The 20,895-nt window shown below is 50.9% G+C and carries 25 protein-coding genes; 3 read left to right on the top strand and 22 right to left on the bottom strand.

What is annotated here, in order from left to right:
- Nucleotides 1-44 precede the first annotated feature (44 nt).
- Nucleotides 45-257, top strand: coding sequence for a hypothetical protein (locus NSQ22_RS08750; protein ID WP_008879180.1), 213 nt, complete (start codon nt 45-47; stop codon nt 255-257).
- A gap of 235 nt (nt 258-492) precedes the next feature.
- On the opposite strand, the gene NSQ22_RS08745 is transcribed toward NSQ22_RS08750, so the two are convergent.
- From NSQ22_RS08745 to NSQ22_RS08705, 9 genes are all read right to left on the bottom strand, one after another.
- Complete coding sequence (locus NSQ22_RS08745; protein WP_011887368.1) at nt 493-1,275, bottom strand: ABC transporter ATP-binding protein; 783 nt, start codon at nt 1,273-1,275, stop codon at nt 493-495.
- A 294-nt stretch (nt 1,276-1,569) separates the two neighbouring features.
- Nucleotides 1,570-1,824 (bottom strand): hypothetical protein, encoded by a 255-nt coding sequence (locus tag NSQ22_RS08740; RefSeq protein ID WP_008879182.1) that lies wholly within the window; start codon nt 1,822-1,824, stop codon nt 1,570-1,572.
- Between the two features lie 409 nt (nt 1,825-2,233).
- A complete protein-coding gene (locus tag NSQ22_RS08735) occupies nt 2,234-4,333 on the bottom strand; it encodes a YhgE/Pip domain-containing protein (RefSeq protein ID WP_223812851.1) in 2,100 nt (699 codons plus the stop codon).
- A 114-nt stretch (nt 4,334-4,447) separates the two neighbouring features.
- Nucleotides 4,448-4,882, bottom strand: a complete 435-nt coding sequence (locus NSQ22_RS08730) for a DMT family transporter (RefSeq protein ID WP_008879184.1) — start codon at nt 4,880-4,882, stop codon at nt 4,448-4,450.
- Between the two features lie 127 nt (nt 4,883-5,009).
- Complete coding sequence (locus tag NSQ22_RS08725; protein WP_190300637.1) at nt 5,010-5,222, bottom strand: hypothetical protein; 213 nt, start codon at nt 5,220-5,222, stop codon at nt 5,010-5,012.
- Nucleotides 5,203-5,781 (bottom strand): hypothetical protein, encoded by a 579-nt coding sequence (locus NSQ22_RS08720; RefSeq protein ID WP_008879185.1) that lies wholly within the window; start codon nt 5,779-5,781, stop codon nt 5,203-5,205. Before NSQ22_RS08720 ends, NSQ22_RS08725 begins: the two co-directional genes overlap by 20 nt.
- The gene (locus NSQ22_RS08715; protein ID WP_008879186.1) at nt 5,778-6,413 is read right to left on the bottom strand and encodes an SCO family protein; all 636 of its coding nucleotides are present in this window, start codon (nt 6,411-6,413) and stop codon (nt 5,778-5,780) included. The genes NSQ22_RS08720 and NSQ22_RS08715 overlap by 4 nt, the downstream gene beginning before the upstream one ends.
- Nucleotides 6,406-7,854, bottom strand: coding sequence for a cbb3-type cytochrome c oxidase subunit I (locus tag NSQ22_RS08710; RefSeq protein WP_339264525.1), 1,449 nt, complete (start codon nt 7,852-7,854; stop codon nt 6,406-6,408). Before NSQ22_RS08710 ends, NSQ22_RS08715 begins: the two co-directional genes overlap by 8 nt.
- Entirely contained in the window at nt 7,854-8,393 is a 540-nt protein-coding gene (locus tag NSQ22_RS08705) for a cytochrome-c oxidase (RefSeq protein WP_008879188.1), read from the bottom strand. The genes NSQ22_RS08710 and NSQ22_RS08705 overlap by 1 nt, the downstream gene beginning before the upstream one ends.
- A 196-nt stretch (nt 8,394-8,589) precedes the next feature.
- Here NSQ22_RS08705 and NSQ22_RS08700 point away from each other — a divergent pair, with 196 nt between their 5' ends.
- Nucleotides 8,590-9,519, top strand: a complete 930-nt coding sequence (locus NSQ22_RS08700; RefSeq protein ID WP_008879189.1) for a COX15/CtaA family protein — start codon at nt 8,590-8,592, stop codon at nt 9,517-9,519.
- A 3-nt stretch (nt 9,520-9,522) separates the two neighbouring features.
- Here the strand turns inward: NSQ22_RS08700 and NSQ22_RS08695 are convergent, their stop codons facing one another.
- Nucleotides 9,523-9,672, bottom strand: a complete 150-nt coding sequence (locus tag NSQ22_RS08695; protein WP_155121001.1) for a hypothetical protein — start codon at nt 9,670-9,672, stop codon at nt 9,523-9,525.
- A gap of 120 nt (nt 9,673-9,792) precedes the next feature.
- On the opposite strand from NSQ22_RS08695, the gene NSQ22_RS08690 reads away from it, so the two are divergent.
- The gene (locus tag NSQ22_RS08690) at nt 9,793-10,296 is read left to right on the top strand and encodes a QueT transporter family protein (RefSeq protein ID WP_008879190.1); all 504 of its coding nucleotides are present in this window, start codon (nt 9,793-9,795) and stop codon (nt 10,294-10,296) included.
- A gap of 115 nt (nt 10,297-10,411) precedes the next feature.
- On the opposite strand, the gene NSQ22_RS08685 is transcribed toward NSQ22_RS08690, so the two are convergent.
- The 12 genes from NSQ22_RS08685 to NSQ22_RS08630 form a co-directional block, all read right to left on the bottom strand.
- Complete coding sequence (locus NSQ22_RS08685; protein WP_008879191.1) at nt 10,412-10,669, bottom strand: hypothetical protein; 258 nt, start codon at nt 10,667-10,669, stop codon at nt 10,412-10,414.
- A 520-nt stretch (nt 10,670-11,189) separates the two neighbouring features.
- Nucleotides 11,190-12,389 carry an ABC transporter substrate-binding protein gene (locus NSQ22_RS08680; RefSeq protein ID WP_008879193.1) on the bottom strand — a complete coding sequence of 400 codons (1,200 nt, stop codon included), beginning with the start codon at nt 12,387-12,389 and terminating at the stop codon, nt 11,190-11,192.
- A gap of 156 nt (nt 12,390-12,545) precedes the next feature.
- Nucleotides 12,546-13,253 (bottom strand): ABC transporter ATP-binding protein, encoded by a 708-nt coding sequence (locus NSQ22_RS08675; protein ID WP_108437803.1) that lies wholly within the window; start codon nt 13,251-13,253, stop codon nt 12,546-12,548.
- Nucleotides 13,246-14,010, bottom strand: a complete 765-nt coding sequence (locus NSQ22_RS08670; RefSeq protein WP_008879195.1) for an ABC transporter ATP-binding protein — start codon at nt 14,008-14,010, stop codon at nt 13,246-13,248. Before NSQ22_RS08670 ends, NSQ22_RS08675 begins: the two co-directional genes overlap by 8 nt.
- A 2-nt stretch (nt 14,011-14,012) precedes the next feature.
- Complete coding sequence (locus tag NSQ22_RS08665; protein WP_008879196.1) at nt 14,013-15,050, bottom strand: branched-chain amino acid ABC transporter permease; 1,038 nt, start codon at nt 15,048-15,050, stop codon at nt 14,013-14,015.
- A complete protein-coding gene (locus NSQ22_RS08660; protein ID WP_008879197.1) occupies nt 15,050-15,913 on the bottom strand; it encodes a branched-chain amino acid ABC transporter permease in 864 nt (287 codons plus the stop codon). The genes NSQ22_RS08665 and NSQ22_RS08660 overlap by 1 nt, the downstream gene beginning before the upstream one ends.
- A 63-nt stretch (nt 15,914-15,976) precedes the next feature.
- On the bottom strand, nt 15,977-16,558 hold the full coding sequence (locus tag NSQ22_RS08655; protein WP_011887364.1) for a TetR/AcrR family transcriptional regulator: 582 nt from the start codon (nt 16,556-16,558) through the stop codon (nt 15,977-15,979).
- A gap of 19 nt (nt 16,559-16,577) precedes the next feature.
- A complete protein-coding gene (locus NSQ22_RS08650) occupies nt 16,578-17,747 on the bottom strand; it encodes a thiolase family protein (protein WP_008879200.1) in 1,170 nt (389 codons plus the stop codon).
- A 114-nt stretch (nt 17,748-17,861) separates the two neighbouring features.
- Entirely contained in the window at nt 17,862-18,266 is a 405-nt protein-coding gene (locus NSQ22_RS08645) for a MaoC family dehydratase (protein ID WP_008879201.1), read from the bottom strand.
- Complete coding sequence (locus NSQ22_RS08640) at nt 18,263-18,712, bottom strand: MaoC family dehydratase N-terminal domain-containing protein (protein ID WP_029760800.1); 450 nt, start codon at nt 18,710-18,712, stop codon at nt 18,263-18,265. The genes NSQ22_RS08645 and NSQ22_RS08640 overlap by 4 nt, the downstream gene beginning before the upstream one ends.
- Nucleotides 18,713-18,731: 19 nt before the next feature.
- Nucleotides 18,732-19,496 (bottom strand): 3-oxoacyl-ACP reductase FabG, encoded by a 765-nt coding sequence (gene fabG, locus NSQ22_RS08635; protein ID WP_008879203.1) that lies wholly within the window; start codon nt 19,494-19,496, stop codon nt 18,732-18,734.
- A gap of 37 nt (nt 19,497-19,533) precedes the next feature.
- Nucleotides 19,534-20,712 (bottom strand): acyl-CoA dehydrogenase family protein, encoded by a 1,179-nt coding sequence (locus NSQ22_RS08630; RefSeq protein ID WP_008879204.1) that lies wholly within the window; start codon nt 20,710-20,712, stop codon nt 19,534-19,536.
- Nucleotides 20,713-20,895 lie beyond the last annotated feature (183 nt).

Here is a 20,895-nt window from a genome sequence, read left to right as displayed (position 1 = left end):
ATCCTGTCGGGAAACAGCGATACTAAAAATGGAGGTGCATTGGCATGATGGATCGCTGGGATGAATCAGGCGCTACGTTTGGCTGTCCGCGCTACACTCCAGGAACAGGTGTTCCTGATGAAATGAGTCCGATTCGCGATATCGCCCGCGGCTTTGAAAACGGGCGGCCGCCGGTCATTGAAATCACGCCAGCTGACGGTCGCCAAGAGGCAGATGCGGACGATATCGATTTTCCACCTGCTGACCGGGCGTTTTGAAGCGTTAGGACATAGCGCCTTCTGTCACAGTCACAAAGAGGATGTCGCGCTGTCTTTCGGACATCCTCTTTGTGTTGAAGGGGCTATGCTGATTGACATGACAGTACTATGAGCAACCGCACGGTCGGCCGCTACCTTGGCCAAGAGGGATTGGCGGTTTGCACAAACATAGCGGCCGATCTCCTCGGAGGCACGGTCTGTTTACACTGAACCCACCATGATGGAATCGGCCGGTTTAGCGGCGCACGGACACCCAAGGCCGCCCGTTTTCCCAATGAACGCGGATATGGAGGCGAAACGCCTCTGAGAGCCGCTCATCGGTCAACACATCCTCTTTTCGGCCGGCGGCAGCGATGCGGCCGTCTTGCAAGAGCAACACATGGGTGATCGATTCCACAATCTCTTCAATATAATGGGTGACGTATAACACATGGCACGGCCGAGCGATGATTTGTTCGATCAAAGAAAGCATCTCTTCGCGCGCCAATAAATCTAGGCCGACGGTCGGCTCGTCCAAGATCAACAGCTTTGGATTCGCCATCAGCGCCCGGGCGATCAATGTTTTTCGCTTTTCCCCTTGCGACAGCGTCGCATACCGTTTCCCTTTGAGGGCTTCAAGGCGGAACGATTCGATGAACGATTCCGCCATGCTCCGATCATCATCAGTGACGGCATCATACAAGCCGATCGTGGCAAACTTGCCGCTCACAATGATATCTTCGACCGCCTCGGCTTGCAAAGTTTCATGAAACTGATCCAGTGAACTGCTCACAAACCCGATCTGCCGGCGCAACTCCGGCAGGCTCACCTGCCCAAATCGATAGCCTAAAACTTCCACCTCACCGCGCGTCGGGTATTGATAACCAGTGACGATATTGAGAAGCGACGTTTTCCCCGAGCCGTTTAAACCAAGAATGGCCCATTGTTCTCCCTCTTTCACTTCCCAGTTAACCCCGTGTAAAATCGTGCGCTCTCCCCGCACCCACGAGACATCGTTCATACGAATAATGGACGTCATCGTTCCCCTCTCCTTTATCGAGTCTGAACCTCCCAATGGATAAAGCCACGGGATTTTTGTGTGAAATCAAGTGTTTCCAATTGCCTTTACATGGGCGCTGTCTCAAATTTCACAACACGTTCGAGGGGGCCCCCTACTTGGCGCTAGTCGTGCTGTGCGCCCGGTCTAAGGCGCTTTTTTCTGTTTAAATCCCTCATTCTCATTTGTTTAACCGTTCCATCTCTTGATTGTGCATTGGCTTCAATCTTTCATCCCAATGCTAAATTCGTAACATTTGCTAGTGTCATTCAGGCTTCAGCGCACGGGGCGACTTCCCTTTTTGCCGCTTGGACGAAGTGGAATCGATTCTTCCCTACGTTCTTTGCTGCGAACATCAAGCATCTTTTCAGCTTCTGTTGTTTCCGCCATACGGTTTCGCCGCGGCCGGTGCATCAAGATCATGGCCCCGCCAATCAATAGGCAAACCGCGCCGGCCCACCAAACGCGCTCAACAAACAAGGAAATGCCAAAGAAAATGAGAGCAAGGCCAAGCAGTCGATAAACTGACACGATTCTCTCCCCTTTTAGCCGCCCGCCACGTTTGGATTCCAACAAGCGGCGAAATCAAATGCATCAGGCCATTAGGCAGCCGTCAAGAAGTGAAAAGTGATGCTCCCGCCCGCGGGCTGCCCGGTTGGCGATAAAGACGTTCATTCCCATTTGTATTGTAGCAAACATTTCCAAAGGAAAATAGGGGTTTTTCTCATCAGGCTAGTGAAAAACGATCATTCCCTGCCGTACAGCGGTTTTCAAAGGAAGCGAAGGTGAACCTTTCCATTGCAGAAGCTGTCTTTTTGATCCGTATTCCTCATCCAATCACCAGCCTTTACAGTGCGGCAGCAGGAACCCGCTGTTTGGCAAACCGATATAAGACGCCTGTATGTTCCGGTTCGACCGCATGGACGCGGGCAGCAGGCACTCAATGAAACAACTTACTCTCAGCGACTTTTTCTTTGAACACCCGCATCCATCGGCTAAGCGGAGCTTGGAACGACAGGCCGGCTAAAAGCGCTGCGACCGCGAACAAACAGAGTCGCACCACATCGCGCCTCACGTTTTCCCATACGATGCCACCAACCGCCTCGCGCATCAAATCAATTGCGTACGTAAACGGCAACCAAGGATTCAACAGGCGAAAAAATGGGGGAATCAGCTCAACAGGGTACGTTCCCCCTGCTCCAGCGATTTGCAAGACAAGCAGGATAATCGCCATCGCTTTTCCCACATTGCCAAACAAAGACACCAAAGTAAAAATAATGACCGTAAATACCATGCCGGCCAGCAGGCCGAACATCACAAACCAGTGCGGATCACGAATGAAAATGTGAGGCAAAAACATGGCTGCACCAACCGTAACGACAAACGCCTGCAATAGATTGAGCGTCCAAAATGTGAGCAGTCGGCCGATATACATCGCTCGTGCCGTATTGCCGTTTTCTCTAAATGGGTCAATCACTAGCACTGAAACAAGCAACAACCCTCCAACCCAAATCGCTAGCACCGTATAAAACGGATTCATGCCCGATCCATAGTTCGGCAGCGGAAAGAGACGATAAGTTTTGACATCGACCGGATGGGCTAAAAAGGCACCTTTCGCCTGCGGATCTTGTTTCAATAAGTGGATGAGTTCATTGATGTCCGTTTCTGATTTCATTTTGGCGACTAACGCCGTCAATTCGCTAACATGGCGGGCAAGAAACGGATACTCCGTTTTTGCCGCCGTCAACCACTGTTCGGTTGCCTTAAGGTCACGGTCGGCGTTCGTAAATAGACGTTCAAGTCGAGAAATGACTCCAGCCATGTTTTCAAGTCTTTGCTTCGTCTGCTGAAAGAGCGGCGCCATTTCCGCCCATTTCGTTTGGATGAGCGGCAACGCCTGTTGTTCGTATGCTTGCCGAACGCCTTTCACAGCAGCGTCCACAGCCGCAGCTTGCGTTTGAACATGTTCAACTATCGTTTCAAATGATTGCCCAGCCGGTCTCATTGCCATGTCTTGCATGTCCGCAAACGTCTGACGCAAACGAATCAGCGCATTCCTTAGATGAGCAGGGCGATCGATATCCGCAGCTCCTTCTAGCCGATGCAGTGCATCGTCCAACTGGGACAAAAGCTGTTCGCCATCTGTTGCTATTGCCTTGCCGGTTGCTGCCCACCGTTCGAAATCATCATCAGAACGAGGCGGGGCAGCTGCCCACTGTTCCAACGAAACAGTGAGCTCTTCAAGAGTGCGCAGCCACGCTTCAGTCGGTGCCATAAACAGCCGGGGAGTTTCCTTTGTTTGAGCAAAAAAACGTCCCGCCCCATCCAGCCACTCTCTCCCTTGATTGACTACCTGTTCCGCTTTCGGCAACAGCTGTTCTGCTCGTTGGATGAACTGCCTTGCCTGTGCAGCGTCACGACTGGCTTTATCGAGCTGCCTCTCAATTGTCGGCAAATCGTTTTGCAGTCGAAACAATAGCGTTTCAAAATGACGAATATCCGGGAGCTGTTGCTCAAGCGTCACTCCTGCTTCATGGAATAAGGAAAACAGCACTGTGTTGACAATCGCTGTAAACTCATCCCCGACTTGCGCCGACAGCGTGCTGACCCCGCGTTCAGTAATTTTCGGTACGATGGCGTTTCGTTTGTCGTTTTCATAGTAATGAATCACAGCTCGCTTTGGCCGGTCGCGGACAATGGTCGCCAAGTTGGCGGAAAAATCCTCGGGGATGACGATCGTCGCAAAATAGTCCCCTTTTCGTACGCCCTCCATTCCTTTGGCCTTTGTGACAAACTGCCAACCGAGGCGATGGTTGTTTCGAAGTGCGTTGATGATTTCTTTACCGGCATGGAATCGATGGCCGGCTAATTCCGCTCCACGGTCTTCATTGACGACACCAACGCGCAAGTTCACCGTATTATCATAAGGATCCAATGAGGCCTCCACATTGATCCATGCATAAAGCGATGGGAGAACGATCAGTCCGGCAGCCAATACAGCCGCGGCCCAATTGGTCGTCAGCTGCTTCAAATCGCTCATGTATATGGACAGAGCTTTTCTCATAACGGATCCGCTTTCCTTTCTTCGATGATAGATGACCTTTGTTAGTATGAGCGAATCCATGAAAACTAAACGAAACTGGGCCACTTATGTTCATTTACGGAAAAAAAGCCAAAGTGCCAAAAATAGAAAGCCTAGGGCGGCTAGGCGCGTCAGATCAAACGGAATGCGCTGTCCGCCGAACAAACCAAAATGGTCAATCATCGAACTCATCACAAGCTGTCCGGCGATCACGGCAATCAACGAATTGGCCACGCCGACTTTCGGAACGATCAGCACGATGACAAATACGTAAAAGGCGCCGAGAATGCCGCCCAGCAGCTGCCATTTCGGCACAGAAAACATGGCCAGCAACTCGCCTTTTCCGAAAAACAATTGCACTAAAAATAAAACGATCGTTCCGATGAAAAATGAAACGAACGACCCTTCCAACACCCCGACCCGCCTGCCAAGGCCGCCGTTCACCCCTGCCTGTATGGAGACGGCCATCCCGGCCGCTAGAGCCATCAGCATCCATAGCCACTTCATCTGTCTTTTATCCTCCCCTTTTCGCTATCCTTCTTCGACAAACGTCCACCTCGGCTTAAAGAAGCACGGACTGTCGCTTCTTTTACCCGCATCATCTAACTTGAATGCCCCTTCTTGCCAACCAAATCTAGCGTTCATGCAGCGGAAGCAAGCGCATTTCCCCAATATCGGTAAAAGTATTTGACATGGCGATGAAAAATCCTTCTTTTCGCCCAAACGAAAAGGAGAGGATACAAAAAACAGACGAATCTTCATGACAAAGATCCGTCTGCATGTCTGTCAATCTGAGTTCACCAACAAAAGGGAATGATTCATTTATCTTAGCGAGTCGTTGGTTCATTTGGCGTTGTAGCAACGAACAGGCGCAGCGACCAAAAAGCAGCGAGCACGATGGCTAACGCGATCATCATGCGGCCGAGTGCATTTTGTTGGCTGAGCAAGTAGCTGTTGCACACACGTACTGGCACAGATAAATACAACCAGCCCATGACAACGAGCATCGAAATCGCGTTCGTATGAACGATGCCGCGGGCGATCGGGTGAAGCCGTTTCCAGCTTAACGATAGCGGCATCCCTACAAGTAGCGGCAACATCATCCATTTGGCAAGCCGTAGCAACGGTTCGTTCAACGAAGCATCTACCGAACGCGGCAATAGCCAAAAAGTGAGGACGCTGATGGCCAACAGTAATCCAGGCAAGCCGTTTTCGTTCCAACAGTTGAGCCATTCGATGAAACGGCGGGGCAACGCGAAACCAAACAGCCAGCCGGCTACCACCAGCACGGGAATTTGCCCGAGCATGACGCCAATCATTGATGATTCCATCCAACGCAACACCGGCGGCAGCACGAGTATCGCCATGAAGAAAGCCCCGCCAACTGCATATCGTTTTCCACTCACTTTTTCACCACCTTAGAGGACGCCTCTTTGGCCAGCAGGTGATTCAGTTCAGCGATGACCGCTTGCGGATTGTTGTAATCAAAAATGCGGACGAGCCGCCTTTTTTTGTCGAGCAAATAAAACGCCGCGTTATGTTCATACCCGCCTTTTCCATCGGGGATCACAATGACTCCCATCATGTTTAATAGCCGTTGAAGTTCCCGCTCGTTTGGTACACGAGCCATACGCCAAGTGACGCCATCTGCCCCATAATGATGGGCGTGATGCATCAACATCTCCGGGGTATCGTTTTGGCTGTCGAAACTAATACTTAAAAACGAAAGACGATGACTATGCGGAGACTGGCGAATGGCATCATAAATGCGGCGCAAGTTCATCTCAACAACCGGGCACACATCGCTGCACCTTGTATATATAAAAGTGGCTAAAACCCATTGGCCGCGCTGATCTTGCCAAGAAAACGTATGACCGTTTTGATCCTCCAACTGAACGGCCGGAAGCAGTTTTGGCTCTTGCAAGATAGCAAGACGACGGGCGGTTTCGCTCGTAAACGCGCGAAACCCGTCCGTCCCGTGCCATAGAAGTCCAAACCCAAAAACAAGGGTGAGGACAATTGCTATGGTGTTACGCACGCGGCCCCACCTCAATATTTTGCTTTGCCTGAACGATGATCACGGAAACGAAAAAGCGGTAAAGGAACACCGTGACCGCGGCGATAATGACAACGGCAAACACTGCTCCCATGCGGTCATACGGGACCCATTCCGGAAAATGCACAGCCCACCGCCGCGGTGCACTCACTTTACCGGAAAGCAAGAACGTGCCGCATAAACTGAGGAAGAAAACCGTATACACCCAGAAGCTGACCATATCCGCATAGCCGATTTTTCGCTCATTTCCGCGAATGAAATAATACATAAAACCGAATAACATAGAAACCGCGCCGACTCCCATATACATATGGAAATGTCCTGGCACCCATTTCGTGTTGTGCATCACATGGTTGATGACGATGGTCGCATCCGCAATCGCCGGTATAACGCCCGCAACCCAACCGAACATTGAAAGGAAGATGAAGCTTGACGCCCTATCCCATTCAATGCCGGAACGATAGACGATCATTAACGCGCCAAAGGCGGTCACGACCAAAACCGGCAAGCCATTCAAATAGGAAAATACTTGTCCGATAATCAACATCCATTTCGGCATGACAAAGTCCATCAATAAATGGTGCGGATAAACGATAATCGTAAACAACGTCGACATGTTCCACGCAATAAGGAAAATTTTGTATGATTTCCATGGACGATTTGTATATTTTGGCAAAATTTCATATACAGCGATTACTCCCATGTAAATGACCGAGTTGGCGAAAATATGTCCGAAGGCGTAAATCAAGTTTTTCGCCAGCAACGGATCCATTTCAATCGATGGTTGAAACAAATTGATTAAGCTCATGACTAGGACGCTCGCCCCGACCGTTAAAGAAACGAGATTGACAATCGAAACCATCGTGCTCGCCACTACCGTAGGCGGCGGACCGTAACCTTTCACTTTTCCGAGAATTTGCGGCCATCCAAGGCCGTGACCAAGGCTTCCGTATTCGCGAATAATGGCTCGCGACGTATCAAGATAAAGAAGCAAAAAGCTGACACCAATCAGCAACATGCCAATCAAGTACAGGCTCGCTCCTGTTTTCCCCCACATGCCGGCTGACATCGCCGGCAACGGGTACAAAAACGTCCATGCTCCAGCGAAACGGAAGACAAAAATACTGATGGCTGTCATCACCGCCCCCGTTAAAAACAACACGAAATGGGTCACAAAAATCGGAAACGATAAACGGACGTACTGGCGCAAAAAGTACCACATAACCGTCGACGCAGCAAACGCAGCCGCTCCAACCATAAACGTGCCATGCGCGGTCATCATTTCATAAAATGTATCTTGTCCAAGCGGAATCATCTTTCCTTGTGCCAACAACATCAACAGCCCAAGCACCATCATAAGCAAAATCGCAATACCGCTGACGAACATGTACAAGGCGGTCATCTTCCGAACGTTCGCTTCCATTATTTCCCCTCCCCTTCTTGGGACGGCACGACGGTAATGGTCGCCGTCATCACATGGTGGCCGATGCCACAATATTCTAAACAAAGTACTTGATACGTCCCCGGCTTCTCAAACGTGTAATACATCGTATTGGTATACTTCGGCATGGCTTGCGTCTGGGCCAACAGTTCCATGTTTTCATCATAAATGCCGACTCCGTGATTGACATCTACGCTCGTCACTTGAAAGGCGATCGGCTCACCGACACGAAATTCATTTCGGCTTAATACAAAACCAAATTGCCGCGCTTCCACTTGAACAACGGTCGGATCGGCAGCATGCGCTGGCCTTTCAAACGGCAAATCGCGCAGCGTATAAAACGTCGCTAGACCCATGGCCGCAATGACGACCAAAAACCATACATTCCGGATCCGATAGCCTTTTTTCTGAATTGGCTCATATTCGGAGCGCTGGCCGGAATGAGCGACGACGTATAAAAAAACGAAAATGACAAACAAGATGAAAACAACGGAGATGACCCACGCTGCTTGTTGGTACATGGCTATCCATTCCCCCTTTTCCCTCGTCAAGATAGTTTCACTATAGGGCATGGTAGCGTTTTCTCACAGTTAACTTCATCACAAAACAGACAATTTTTCTCACAATTTGGATTTTTTTGTCTGATGTGATAGAGTACACAGTTATGTGACAGCGGACTTGCTATAATGGGAGAAATGGTGTTAGGGGGGAATGGAGATGAAATCGTTGGCTTTTTGGACCCTATGTACGACGTACTTTCTCATTGTATTTGGCGGGTATGTAGCGTCCTCGAATTCAGGAATGGGGTGTGGCCCCGACTGGCCGCTTTGCAACGGGGTGCTCATCCCGGTGTTAAAAGGAGCGACGCTGATCGAGTACGCCCATCGATTGATCGGCGCTTTGCTCACGCTGTTGACGGTGATGCTTTGCCTTCGCTTATGGCGCTCTTCCCGAAGTGGAACGGATCGTTTTGTTTCAGCGGCCGCTGCGGTTTTGCTTGCCATCCAAATTATACTAGGGGCTTTCGTCGTTTGGTTTGACCTCCCGCCTATCGTCGTCACGACTCATTTCTTCATCGCGTTTCTCTTTTTAGGCTGTCTCCTTTGGATTTGGCGGCGCGCTCATCATTCTCCACACCTGCACCAACCAGTCAAGCGGACATCTATTGGAATAGAGGCGAAACGGCATATCCATCTTCTTTTCGTTTTGTTGGCAGCTACGTTGCTGCTTGGCGCCTATGTGAAACATCAACATTACGGTCTGTCATGCGGATGGCTGACATGCGGAGAACAACTATGGCCGTCCAATGAAGCCCAAATGTGGCAAACCGCCCATCGAACCGCCGCTGCTGCGACGGTGTTGTATACCATTTGGACGGCTTTTGTTGCGCACAAGCGCCGCTGGGGGCGCCCGCTAGAGCGACGACTCCTTTTGGCTGCAGCAGTCGGACTGCTGCAAGTAGTGATCGGAGTGATCACCGTTGCGACAGAAATTCGTCTTTCCTGGGCGATCATCCATTTGGCCGTCGGCACATGGCTCGCCTTGCTGTTGATCGACCTTAACATCTACTTACATATGTCTGTGTTAACAAGAAGATCGTCTGTCCCTAGACGGATGGGGGAACACCCCCGAACGCCCGCCCGTTAGACATCAAATATCAACCGAACAAAAGGCGAAGTCAACGCCAACGAGGGAAACGAGAACAACTGCCCACACCGGCCATTCCGAAAAATAGCCAAGGTGAGCCATCAGTCCGCCAAACGACGTCAAACCGAGGCAGCGGCGTGATTCCGACCTCACAGACGGAGCCGAGCTTGCCTGTTTGCTGGTTGACCTCAATAGCCATCTATCTCGGCCCTTCCGTTTGTGAGATGGTCATGCTACAATCATATCATCATTGACAAGAGGAGAGAGAACATCATGAACGTTCGAATGCTGGCAACAAACGGGTTAATCGCCGCTGTGTATATCGCGGTGACGATGCTCATCCAGCCGTTTGGCTTTACGAACATTCAGTTTCGCGCATCAGAACTATTAAACCACTTAGTCGTATTTCGCAAAACATACGCCATCGGCATCGTGCTTGGCGTCTTTTTCGCCAATTTATTTTTCTCACCGATCGTTGCGTATGATCTTGTATTTGGCGTCGGCCAATCGGTGTTGGCGCTTCTCATCACAATTGTTTCTATGCGCTATATTGAGAACGTTTGGGCTCGTATGGCGATCAATACGTTGTCGTTTACTGTCACCATGGGCATCATCGCCCTCGAACTGAAACTGGCGCTCGGCTTCCCATTTTGGCTCACATGGCTGACGACAGCCATCGGCGAGTTTGTCGTCATGGCAATCGGCGCGCCGATCATGTATGCTGTTGGCCGCCGTTTGGCACCGGGGATGTTCGATTCTGTCCATCAAAGCCGTTAGCAGCTCGTCTCGTTTGGCACAGCATATAGAGTGCCCGCCCTGTTAAATGGTGCATTCTTCATAGGCCCGCAAAGAAGGTGTTTACCAACTTTGCGGGCCTCAACATCTATTTTGACTATGGCATCGAACGAGTGGCCCATTCAATGAGTAGGGAAACAACGGCAAGCAAGCTGACTCCTGCTGTCGTCATTTTCAGCATGCCTCGCCATCTTGGCGATATGGATCTCCCCATACGAAGAACGGCAAGGCTGACAGCGATTGTGCCACCCCATATGAAGAGGCCAACTGGGGTAACAAGCTGGCGCCAATCGCTGATCCAATAGTAGATGACGGCCGCCTGACAGGCGAGCAGTACATACACGATGATTCTCATGGCTCTCCCCCTATCTAACCGAAGTGCTGAACGGTTGGAATGAGCGGCGCCGGTTGTTCCACTCTTCTTACTCACTCAAAGCTATGCCGACAAATTCCGGTGACAATGATAGCAAAGCCGAGCAACGCTCACCGGTTCGGAAACGGAGCTGACAAGAACAGCACCTCGACCTCGCCAATGATGTCAAAAAAGAATGGAACAACAAGGCCGATGGCTGTTTCTTGCATCGATTCCACCTCTTCTCTATTATAATTTTGGATTTTGTTGTTTTTATGTTGATTATTTAGAACATAGTTTTACTTAATATCGGAATGATTATTTTGCCACTTTTGCGGCAACAAACCGTAAAAAAAGCGTCCACGCAAGAAGGTGGACGCGCTTGGATGATCGTTTGCCGGCTATCATGAATGGAATCACGTTATGTTTGCTCCAAATCGATTGGAAAAGATGGGGCGATCAGGTCATCGCTCGCCTCGCAACACAGGAAAAATCATCCCGTTTTCCGCGTGTGTTGGTTTGCTTATTTCTTCAGTTCAATCGGCACCACTTTGCCTTTTTCCACCGCTCCAACGGTAATTTTCGATTCAAATCCGCCGTCCTCACCAACACTCGGGACGATATACACTTGCTTGTCTTCCGGGATGTTTTTCAACCCTTCGTTCATATGTTCGCGGATAGCAACCGGATCATCAACCGTGCCAGCTGCTTTCATCGCTTCGACAAAGGCGTAAAGAGCCAAGTAGTTATAGGCAGATTCCGAACTCGGTTCGGCATTGTATTTCGCTCGATAGTTTTCCGCAAATTGCGGGGCTCCCGCCTCTTTCGACTCAACAAGCGGCATGACGCCGATCGCTCCCTCAAGCATCTCGTAAGATCCGATGGTCCGCTTCATTTCATCTAACTTCGCTTGGTCCATGACAATAAAACCGCCTTTAAAACCGAGCTCACGCGCCTGTTTCACCACTTTCGCCGTCGGTTCCGACGGTCCACCGATAAATAAGACGTCCGGCTTTTCTTTCAATGCGTTCGTGATGATCGTGAAGAAATCGGTGTCTTTGGTGAAGTCAATGGATGTGTTGTAAACAACTTCTCCGCCTTGTTTTTCCCAATATGGTAACAGTTGTTCCGTCCAATCTTTCCCATATTGCGTCGCCGTCGGCAAAGCAGCCAGCTTTTTGCCAAATCGCTTTATCACATAGTCGGTAAATGTTGGAATGTACCCATCATACCGCGGCGGAATACGTATCGTCATCTTGTTCCCTGTTTCTGTAATTTTCGGCTCGCTTGTATAGGCCGCGATAATGAAATTGTCCGTTTGGTTGAACACTTGCATCGCCATGACGCCGCCGCTGTGCGGAGTGAAGATGATTGGCGTATGATGTTCTTGGACAAGCCGTTTTGCATTTGCCGCTGTTTCGTTCGGCAAATATTTGTCGTCTAATGATACAACATTAATTTGATAAGTTTTTCCATTCACTTCAAACCCGCCGTTCTTATTGATTTCTTCCGCTGCCATTTTCACGCCGTTTAATGTCCGCTCCCCGTAGTAGGCAGCTGGTCCGCTTAACGGGCCGCTGTAACCAATATTGACGACGTTCTTCCCGTCGTCATTGTTGCCGCTGTCGGCATGATTGTTCGTCGTCGAGCTGTTGCACCCCGCAAGCATCAACGCCATGACCGCTGTCATCATAGCGGCGATCGGCCATTTTCTTTTTTTCATTCTGCTCCCCCCATTTTTATACCGAATATTCAGATGAATGAAGGTAGTACTCGTTGCTCACCTCCTTTCATCGTTGATGGATTAGCATCTTTTGGCGTTCATGACGGACTGAAACTCGTCCATAAACGTCTGTAGAAATGTCCTAGCAGTGACATGTCATGTTCCGATGTACGCTTTGCGGACATCGTCATTGGCGAGTAGTTCCTCTGCTGTTCCTGATGCGACGATCGTTCCGTTTTCAAATACATAGCCTCGATGAGCAATGGATAGTGCCGCATGAGCATTTTGTTCAGCGAGCAAAATCGTCGTCCCTTCTTCGTTAATTTGTTTAATCGTTGCAAACATTTGTTCAACGATGAGGGGGGCAAGCCCGATCGACGGCTCGTCAAGCAAGAGCACCGCAGGACGCGACATTAAGGCGCGGCCGATAGCGAGCATTTGCTGCTGGCCGCCGCTAAGCGATCCAGCCGTCTCATTTCGCTTTTCATGCAAAATCGGAAACAGCTCATATACATGTTCGATTGAACGGCGGATGCCTTCTTTATCTTTTCGATGAACGTACGCACCCATCAGCAAATTTTCGTATACACTCATGCGGGCAAACAGTTTGCGCCCCTCGGCGCATTGCACGACACCGCGCTGAACGATCCGATCAGGCGGCAGTGAGTCGATGCGCTCTCCGTCAAGGCGAATTTCGCCTTGCGCTGGTTTATGCAATCCGCTAATTGTGCGAAACAGCGTGCTTTTCCCAGCTCCGTTGGCGCCAAGCAACACCGCGATTTCCCCCGACCTAACGGAAAACGTCACATCGCGAATCGCCGTGAAGCTGCCGTAGCGGACAGACACGTTTGTCACTTCAAGCAACGGTGCTCCCCCCTAAATACGCTTGAATGACCGCCTCGTTATTTTGCACTTCTTCCGGCGTCCCTTCGGCAATTTTTTCGCCGTAATTCAGCACCATAATGCGGTCAGCGATTTTCATAATCATCGACATTTTATGTTCAATAAGACAAACCGTCAGGCCGCCCTCGACCATTTTGACGATCAGCTCTTCCAATCCTTCTGTTTCGTCTGGGTTGACGCCGGCAGCCGGTTCGTCAAGCAAGACAAGCTCTGGGTCGGTCGCCAAGGCGAGCGCAAACGCCACTCGCTTCTTCTGTTCTTGCGACAAATTCGCAACGAGCCGATCCGCCACACCGGTGAGCCCAACGAAATCGAGCACTTCCATCGCTTTTTCTTTACACGCCTGCTCCTCGCGGCGATGTCGTTTTGTACGCAAAATGGCGTCAAACAAATTCGATTCGGTGCGAAGCCGATGGCCGATGATGACGTTGTCCATCACCGTCGACTGTTCAAACAAATGGGTCGTTTGAAACGTGCGGGCGATGCCGAGTTTCGCCCGCTCATTCGCCGGCAGGCGGGTAATGTCGCGTCCTTTAAACGTAATCGTCCCGGATGTCGGCCGGTGCAAGCCGCTAATCAAATTGAAGAACGTCGATTTACCGGCACCGTTCGGGCCGATGATGGCGTTGATTTTCCCTTGTTCGACGGAAAATGTGACGTCATTGACCGCCAACAACCCACCGAATCGTTTCGTCAACCGTTCGACGTGCAAAAACATGTTTATCCCTCCTTGACGTACCGACCGTCTCGTCCTTGGCGCGAGGCAGCTAGTTCAGCAGCGGTCTGGTTGGCCTCCCGTTCAAGGCGCCGCGCCTCTGCACGCTTCGCTTGATAACGGATGAAGCCGCCAGCAATGCCGTGCGGATAAAAGATGATTAAAAGTGTCAACACCGGGCCAAAAATGAGCATTCGATAGTCTTGCAAAAATTGCAACTGCTGCGATAAAAACGTGATCAACAGCGTGCCGACAACCGGTCCGGCCAGCGTACCGATACCGCCGACAAGCAAGTACGTTAAAAAGTCAAACATGACAGTGACATACGCGATATCCGGTCCAAGAAAACGGATGAATGATGCATACAGCGCCCCAGCAAGCGAAGTGAAAAAGACCGACAAAACGAATGAGGCGAGCTTGTTTTTCATCGTTGAGATGCCAAGCGTCAATGCGAGCTCCTCGCTGTTGCGAATCGCGATATACGTCCTTCCAGTCAGCGAATAGACGAGCCGGTACATCACAAATATGACGGCGAACAAGAAAAACAAAACTAAATAATATTGGGCAACCGGTGTCTGAAACGACAGCGGTCCGATGTCGCTTGGCGCCGGAATGCCGATGAATCCACGCACTCCGCCGGTTAGGCTGTCCCATTTATCAATCACTAAATAAATGATATATCCGACACATAGTGTATAAATGGCGAAAAAGTGCTCTTTCGTCCGCAAGGCGACCAGTCCGATGGCAAGGCCAAGCAGCGATGTGAATGCACATGAGAGCGCGAACGCCCCCCAAAACGGCAGTCCGACCTTCACGGTCAAAATGCCAAGCGTATAGGCGCCAACGGCAAAAAATCCAGCGTGGGCAAGCGACAAATACCCGGTGTAGCCAGCAAATAAGTTCAACCCGTAAACGGCGATCATCCAAATAAAGGACATCGTCATCATGTGCAAGTAATAGCCGTTGGCCACAAGCAACGGGAGGGCAAGTGCCAACACCGCAAGAACAGCGAGCCATAGGTGTCGTTTTTCGAAAACGGCCATCAATGTCCCTCCTTGGCAAATAGTCCGTTCGGTTTGACCGTTAAAATGATGACAAGAATGGCGAAAGCAATAATGTCTTTATAGTCGTTCGACACGTATGTTGCCCCTAAGCTTTCACTAAACCCTAAAATATAGCCGCCGACAATCGCGCCGGGGATGCTTCCCATGCCGCCGAGAATGATGATGACAAACGCTTTCAAGATGACGAGATGACCCATACCGGGAAACACGAGGTTGATCGGCGAAGCGAGCGAAGCGGCGAGTGCTGCCAAACCGCCGGAAAGAAGGAACGTCATCATGGCGACTTTGTTTGTGTTAATGCCGACTAAGTTCGCTCCTTCGCGGTTTTGCGCCATCGCAATGATCGAAGCACCGATGAATGTCTTTTTCAGGAAGAGGTAGAGCAGCATCATGATGACAACAGTGGATGCGATGATGAGGATGCGTTGAACAGTGAGTGTCAAGCCGAAAACAGTGACAACATTCCCATATGGCGTCGGCATCGTTTGATAGTCCGCCCCCCAGACGAATTGGGCAAATGCTTCCAAAAACAACAAAATACCGATCGCCGCAATCTTATCGTGAAGCGGCGGCGCATCACGGAGTGGATAAAACACCAATCGTTCCATCAAGACACCGAGCAGCCCGACTACGACCATCGACACAACAATGGCAAGCCCATACGGCAGCCCGGCTTGGCTCATCGCGGTGAGCGTAACATACCCTCCCATCATATAAAGCGCGCCGTGGGCAAAGTTTGGAATATGCAAAATGCCGTAGACGAGCGTTAAGCCTAAGGCGACAAGACTGTAAACGCTTCCAACAGTCAGCCCGTTTATGAGCTGCTGGATAAACAATTCCACCCCGATCCCCCCCTTATCTCTTGCACCGAAAACAGGTGAACAACTTGAACAGTTCGATAGAACCTATCGTTTTGGCCGTTCCTGCCCTCGAATGCCGTTTAAAATTAAGTCGACATAAATGTCGGTTAACTCCTCTTCGGAAACGCTCCCGTCCGGTTGAAACCAGTAGTAGCTCCAATTCGTGATGCCAAGCAGGCCGAACGTGATCATTTCTGCATGAAGCGACGGCTTAAATTCGCCGCGGGCGACCCCTTCCTGGATGAGCTGTTCATACTGCTTGCGGAACGCCCGCCGCTTCTCGCGGATTTCCTTCAAATGTTCATCAGCCAAATGCCGCATCTCGCGAAAGAAAATGCGGGCGCTTTTCTTCCGTGTGCGAATGTTGCGAATCACCATATAGACGATCGCATGCAGTTTTTCTGTACAGCTCTTCTCGGGTTCCTGCAGCAGGCGACTCTGCTGGTCAAGCAAATCTTCGATATAGGAGATGCATATATCGCGCAACAGTTCTTCTTTGCTTCTGTAATAGTAATAGAACGCCCCTTTTGTTGCCCCGACCGCTTCGACGATTTCCTGTACAGACGTTTCTTTGAACCCTTTGCGGTCAAATAGCTCTATGCTGGCTTCCATCAGTTTTTCTTTCATATCCATTGTCTCCATGTGTTCAGGCTCGTTCAATGATCGTCGCGATCCCTTGGCCGCCGCCGATGCACGCCGTAATGAGGGCGTATGTCCCACCGCGACGCTTTAGTTCATACACGGCTTTCGTAATCAAAATTGCACCCGTCGCACCAAGCGGATGGCCGTGGGCGATGGCGCCGCCGTTGACATTTACTTTTTCCGGATTCATCTCAAGCTCGCGGTCACAGGCGATCACCTGAGCGGCAAACGCTTCATTAATTTCGATGATATCCATCTCATCAAGCGTCAGTCCAACCTTTTCAAGCACCTTTCTTGTCGCTGGTACCGGACCGATGCCCATAATGTTCGGGTCGACTCCGGCGACCGCATAGGCGCGGACGACGGCAAGCGGTGTTAAGCCGAGCTGTTCCGCTTTTTCCCGCGACATGACGACGAGTGCAGCAGCGGCGTCATTGAGTCCCGAACTATTCCCTGCCGTCACTGTTCCGCCTTCCAAAAACGCCGGCGGCAGTTTCGCGAGTGCTTCCATCGTCGTGTTCGGACGCGGGTGTTCATCCGTATCGAAGACAAACGGCTCCCCTTTTTTCACCGGAACGGTAATCGGCACAATTTGTTCGTCAAACCGCCCTTCTTGCATAGCACGCGCCATGCGCTGCTGGCTGCGCAGGGCAAAGGCATCTTGTTCTTCACGACTGATGCCGTATTTTTTCACTAAATTTTCTGCCGTGATGCCCATCGGCGGGTCGCCAATCTCTTTCGGCGACAACTGCGATTTACGGAAGCTTGGCGGCGTCGAACTGTACGGCTTTTCCGGGCGGTCCATCAAATACGGCGCGCGGCTCATGCTTTCCACCCCTCCAGCGATATAGACGTCCCCGTCGCCTGCCCAAATGGCTTGCGCCGCTAAATTGACGGCATTAATGCCTGAACCGCATTGGCGGTCGACGGTCAGCCCGGTCAGCTCAAGCGACAGCCCCGTCTGCAACGCCGTCAGCCGGGCAATGTTGCCACCGCCGCTTAAGACATTGCCCATGATGACATCAGCGACAAGTTCCGGGCCGATGTTCGCCCGCCGCATCGCTTCTTTGATGACTTCCGCACCGTAAACGTGCGCTGGCAGCGTCGCCAAGGCGCCCCCTTGGCGGGCGATGGCCGTTCTTACAGCCGACACAATGACGGCATCTCGTTTCATCGCGATTCCCCCCTCACTTTTTTAGACGGCTCCGAATCGACTCGGCGTTTAAACAGAGAGAGACGAGCCCCCGTTTGTGCTGTATGCGGAAAGGGAGCGGTGCCCGGCGCCCCCTCACTCATACAGCGAAAAAACGGCTTCGCCTTTGACGACTTCCTTCCCGTGCTGATTGACAGCGGCAACGGCAAACCGAATCGTCTTGTCATCCTTTTCTTTGACCGTTGCTTTTAACGTAATGATATCGTTTAAAAACACCATTGATTGAAAGCGAACGAAATAATCTTGAACAAACCCTTCCTCGTAATACGGCGTAAACAGTTTCGCCAAGTTGCCCATCGTCCACATGCCGTGGGCGATAATCCCCGGCAAGCCGGCCTTTTTTGCCTCTTCATCGATCGTATGAATCGGATTGTAGTCACCCGATGCTCCGGCATATTTGATTAAGTCAAGCCGGGATACGGGTGAAAGCGTCACCTCGGGAAGCGACTGTCCCACTTGCCATTCGCGAATCGTTGTCATACGCTCATCGCCTTTCTAACCGCCTCGTTGATAATAATCGTCGAGGTGGAAGTGAATAGAAGATTCCCGTTCGTGTCTTCGCCGTTGTTGGCGATGATTAAAAAGCCGAGCTGACCCATGCTGCTTTGTTTTTCATAATAGTCTTTTACCTCTGCATAGCAGTACAGCTCTTCACCGACAAACAGCGGGCGCTCATAACGGAAACGCTGCTCGCCGTGGATCAGTCCTTTGGGCGGTAATTTCAGCCCTTCAATCACACCGTAGTCAAACACGCGCGGAAACGTCGGCGGTGCGATGTTGCGCCCATAGCGCGACCGTTTTCCCGTCTCTTCATCCCAATAAATCGGATTCAAGTCGCCGATCGCTTCAGCGAATTTTTTCACCGCTCCGCGCTCAACGACATTTTTTACTTTCTCTGACCGTTTGCCAATATCGTCTTGGTACATCACTCGCCCTCCTCATTTTTCAGCATTTCGGACCGCCGGCAACGTACAGCACTTGACCGTTGACAAACGATGATTTTTCATCAGCGAAAAATGCGACCGCATTGGCGATATCTTCCGGGCGGCCGCTGCGTCCGACCGGGATGTTGGCGACGCTGGCCTGAATGAGTTGCTCAAACGAGATGCCGAGCCGTTCGGCAGTCGCTTTCGTCATATCCGTCTCAATAAATCCCGGCGCGACAGCGTTTGTCGTAATGCCGAACTTGCCAAGCTCAATCGCCAATGTTTTCGTAAACCCTTGAATGCCGGCTTTCGCTGCCGAATAGTTCGCTTGGCCGCGGTTGCCGAGCGCTGATGTCGACGAAACGTTGATGATGCGGCCATATCCTTTTTCGACCATATATTTTTGCGCGGCGCGGGCACAGTAAAATGCCCCTTTCAAATGGACGTCCATGACCGTTTGCCAATCGTCGTCCGTCATTTTAAACAGCAAGTTGTCACGAATGACGCCGGCATTGTTAACCAAAATATCAAGCGATCCGAATCGTTCAACCACTTCTTGAATCGTCGTTTCCACTTGTTCGCGGTCAGTGACGCTCGCCACTTTGGCGTAAACATCGTATCCTTTTTCCCGCAACTCAGCTGCCGTTGCTTCAAGCGCCTCCGCGTTTAGGTCGATGAACGCCACCTTAGCTCCTTCTTCGGCAAAGCGGGTAACAACGGCCTTTCCGATGCCGCGGCTTCCTCCTGTCACAAACGCCACTCTTCCTGCAAACCGTTGACTCATGTTTTTCTCCTCCCCTTTTAGTAACGCTTTCATTTTGTTAGAGAAACTGCCCAAGCTTGACGTGTCCTTTAATTAAGTTGCGGGCAATAATAAGACGTTGAATTTCATCGGTGCCATCGTAAATGCGCCACAATCTCGCCTCGCGGTACCAACGCTCAATCGGCATCTCTTTCGTATAGCCCATGCCCCCGTGAATTTGCATCACCCGGTCAACCACACGGTTGCCCATGTTCGCACCAAACAGTTTCGCCATCGAAGCCAAATGACGGTTGTCCTCCCCTTCATCAAGCGTAAACGCTGCGTTTAAGACGAGCCATTTCGCTGCTTCAATTTCCACTGCTGAATCGGCGATCATCCATTGGATCGCTTGCCGTTCGGCGATCGGCTTGCCGAATGTGACACGCTCTTTCGCATAATCGATCGCCATTTGCAACAGCCGCTCGGCCGTTCCGACCGCGCGTGCGCCGACGACCCATCGCGCATAGCCGATCCACTCAAGACCGAGCTTGTAGCCGTAGTGCAGCTCACCTAAAATGTTTTCTTCCGGCACGCGCACGTTTTCAAAAATTAAGCTAGCCGGTGTTGACGGCCCCATTGTATGTATCGGCTCGGAGCGCCAGCCCATGTCGCGGTCGACGATAAAGCACGTCACCCCTTCACGGCCGTTTGTCGCTTGATGCCGCTCTTTGTCGGTAATGGCAATGACCATAACGAAATCGGCGTCATTGCCCCCAGTGATGAACGTTTTTTCCCCGTTGAGCACCCATTCGTCCCCGTCTTTGACCGCTGTCATTTTAATGTTGCGCGTATCAGACCCTGCCCCCGGCTCGGTCATGGCAAAGCACGATTTTTTCTCACCGTTGATCGTTGGGATTAAATATTTTTTCTTTTGTTCTTCGTTGGCGTAATACAAAATGTTATCCGCCGACCCGCCAAACTGGAAGGGAACGAGCGTTTTTGCCACTTCCATGAGCACAATCGCCTGCATGACATGGCCAAGATTCGCGCCACCGTACTCCTCTGGCGTATTAATCCCCCAAAAACCCGCCTCTTTCGCCTTTAATTGCAGCTCTTTTAATTTCTCCGGCGTAAGCCCGGGCTTCCCTTCCCGCTCGTTGCGCAATACTTCATTTTCTAGCGGCATCAACTCTTTTTCAACAAACTTGCGAATGGCCTTTTGGACCATGCGTTGCTCATCCGTTAAGCGCAAGTACATAATGGTTCCCCCCGTTTTCATTACACTTTGAAGCGACTTCCCACTCCCATAAATACCAACCGGTTGGTATGTTACCTTCATTATATTCGAATGTTCTGAAAAGTACAATACTTTTTTATGCTTTTGTCCAACAGGAAAACGTTGAGTACGTTCTCCTGTTGGTGCCAGTGCTGCGAATCAAGG

The sequence above is a fragment of the Geobacillus sp. FSL K6-3411 genome (assembly GCF_037965715.1).
In the GTDB taxonomy this organism is placed as follows: domain Bacteria; phylum Bacillota; class Bacilli; order Bacillales; family Anoxybacillaceae; genus Geobacillus; species Geobacillus thermodenitrificans.
This window is presented reverse-complemented; position numbering and strand designations above follow the sequence as displayed.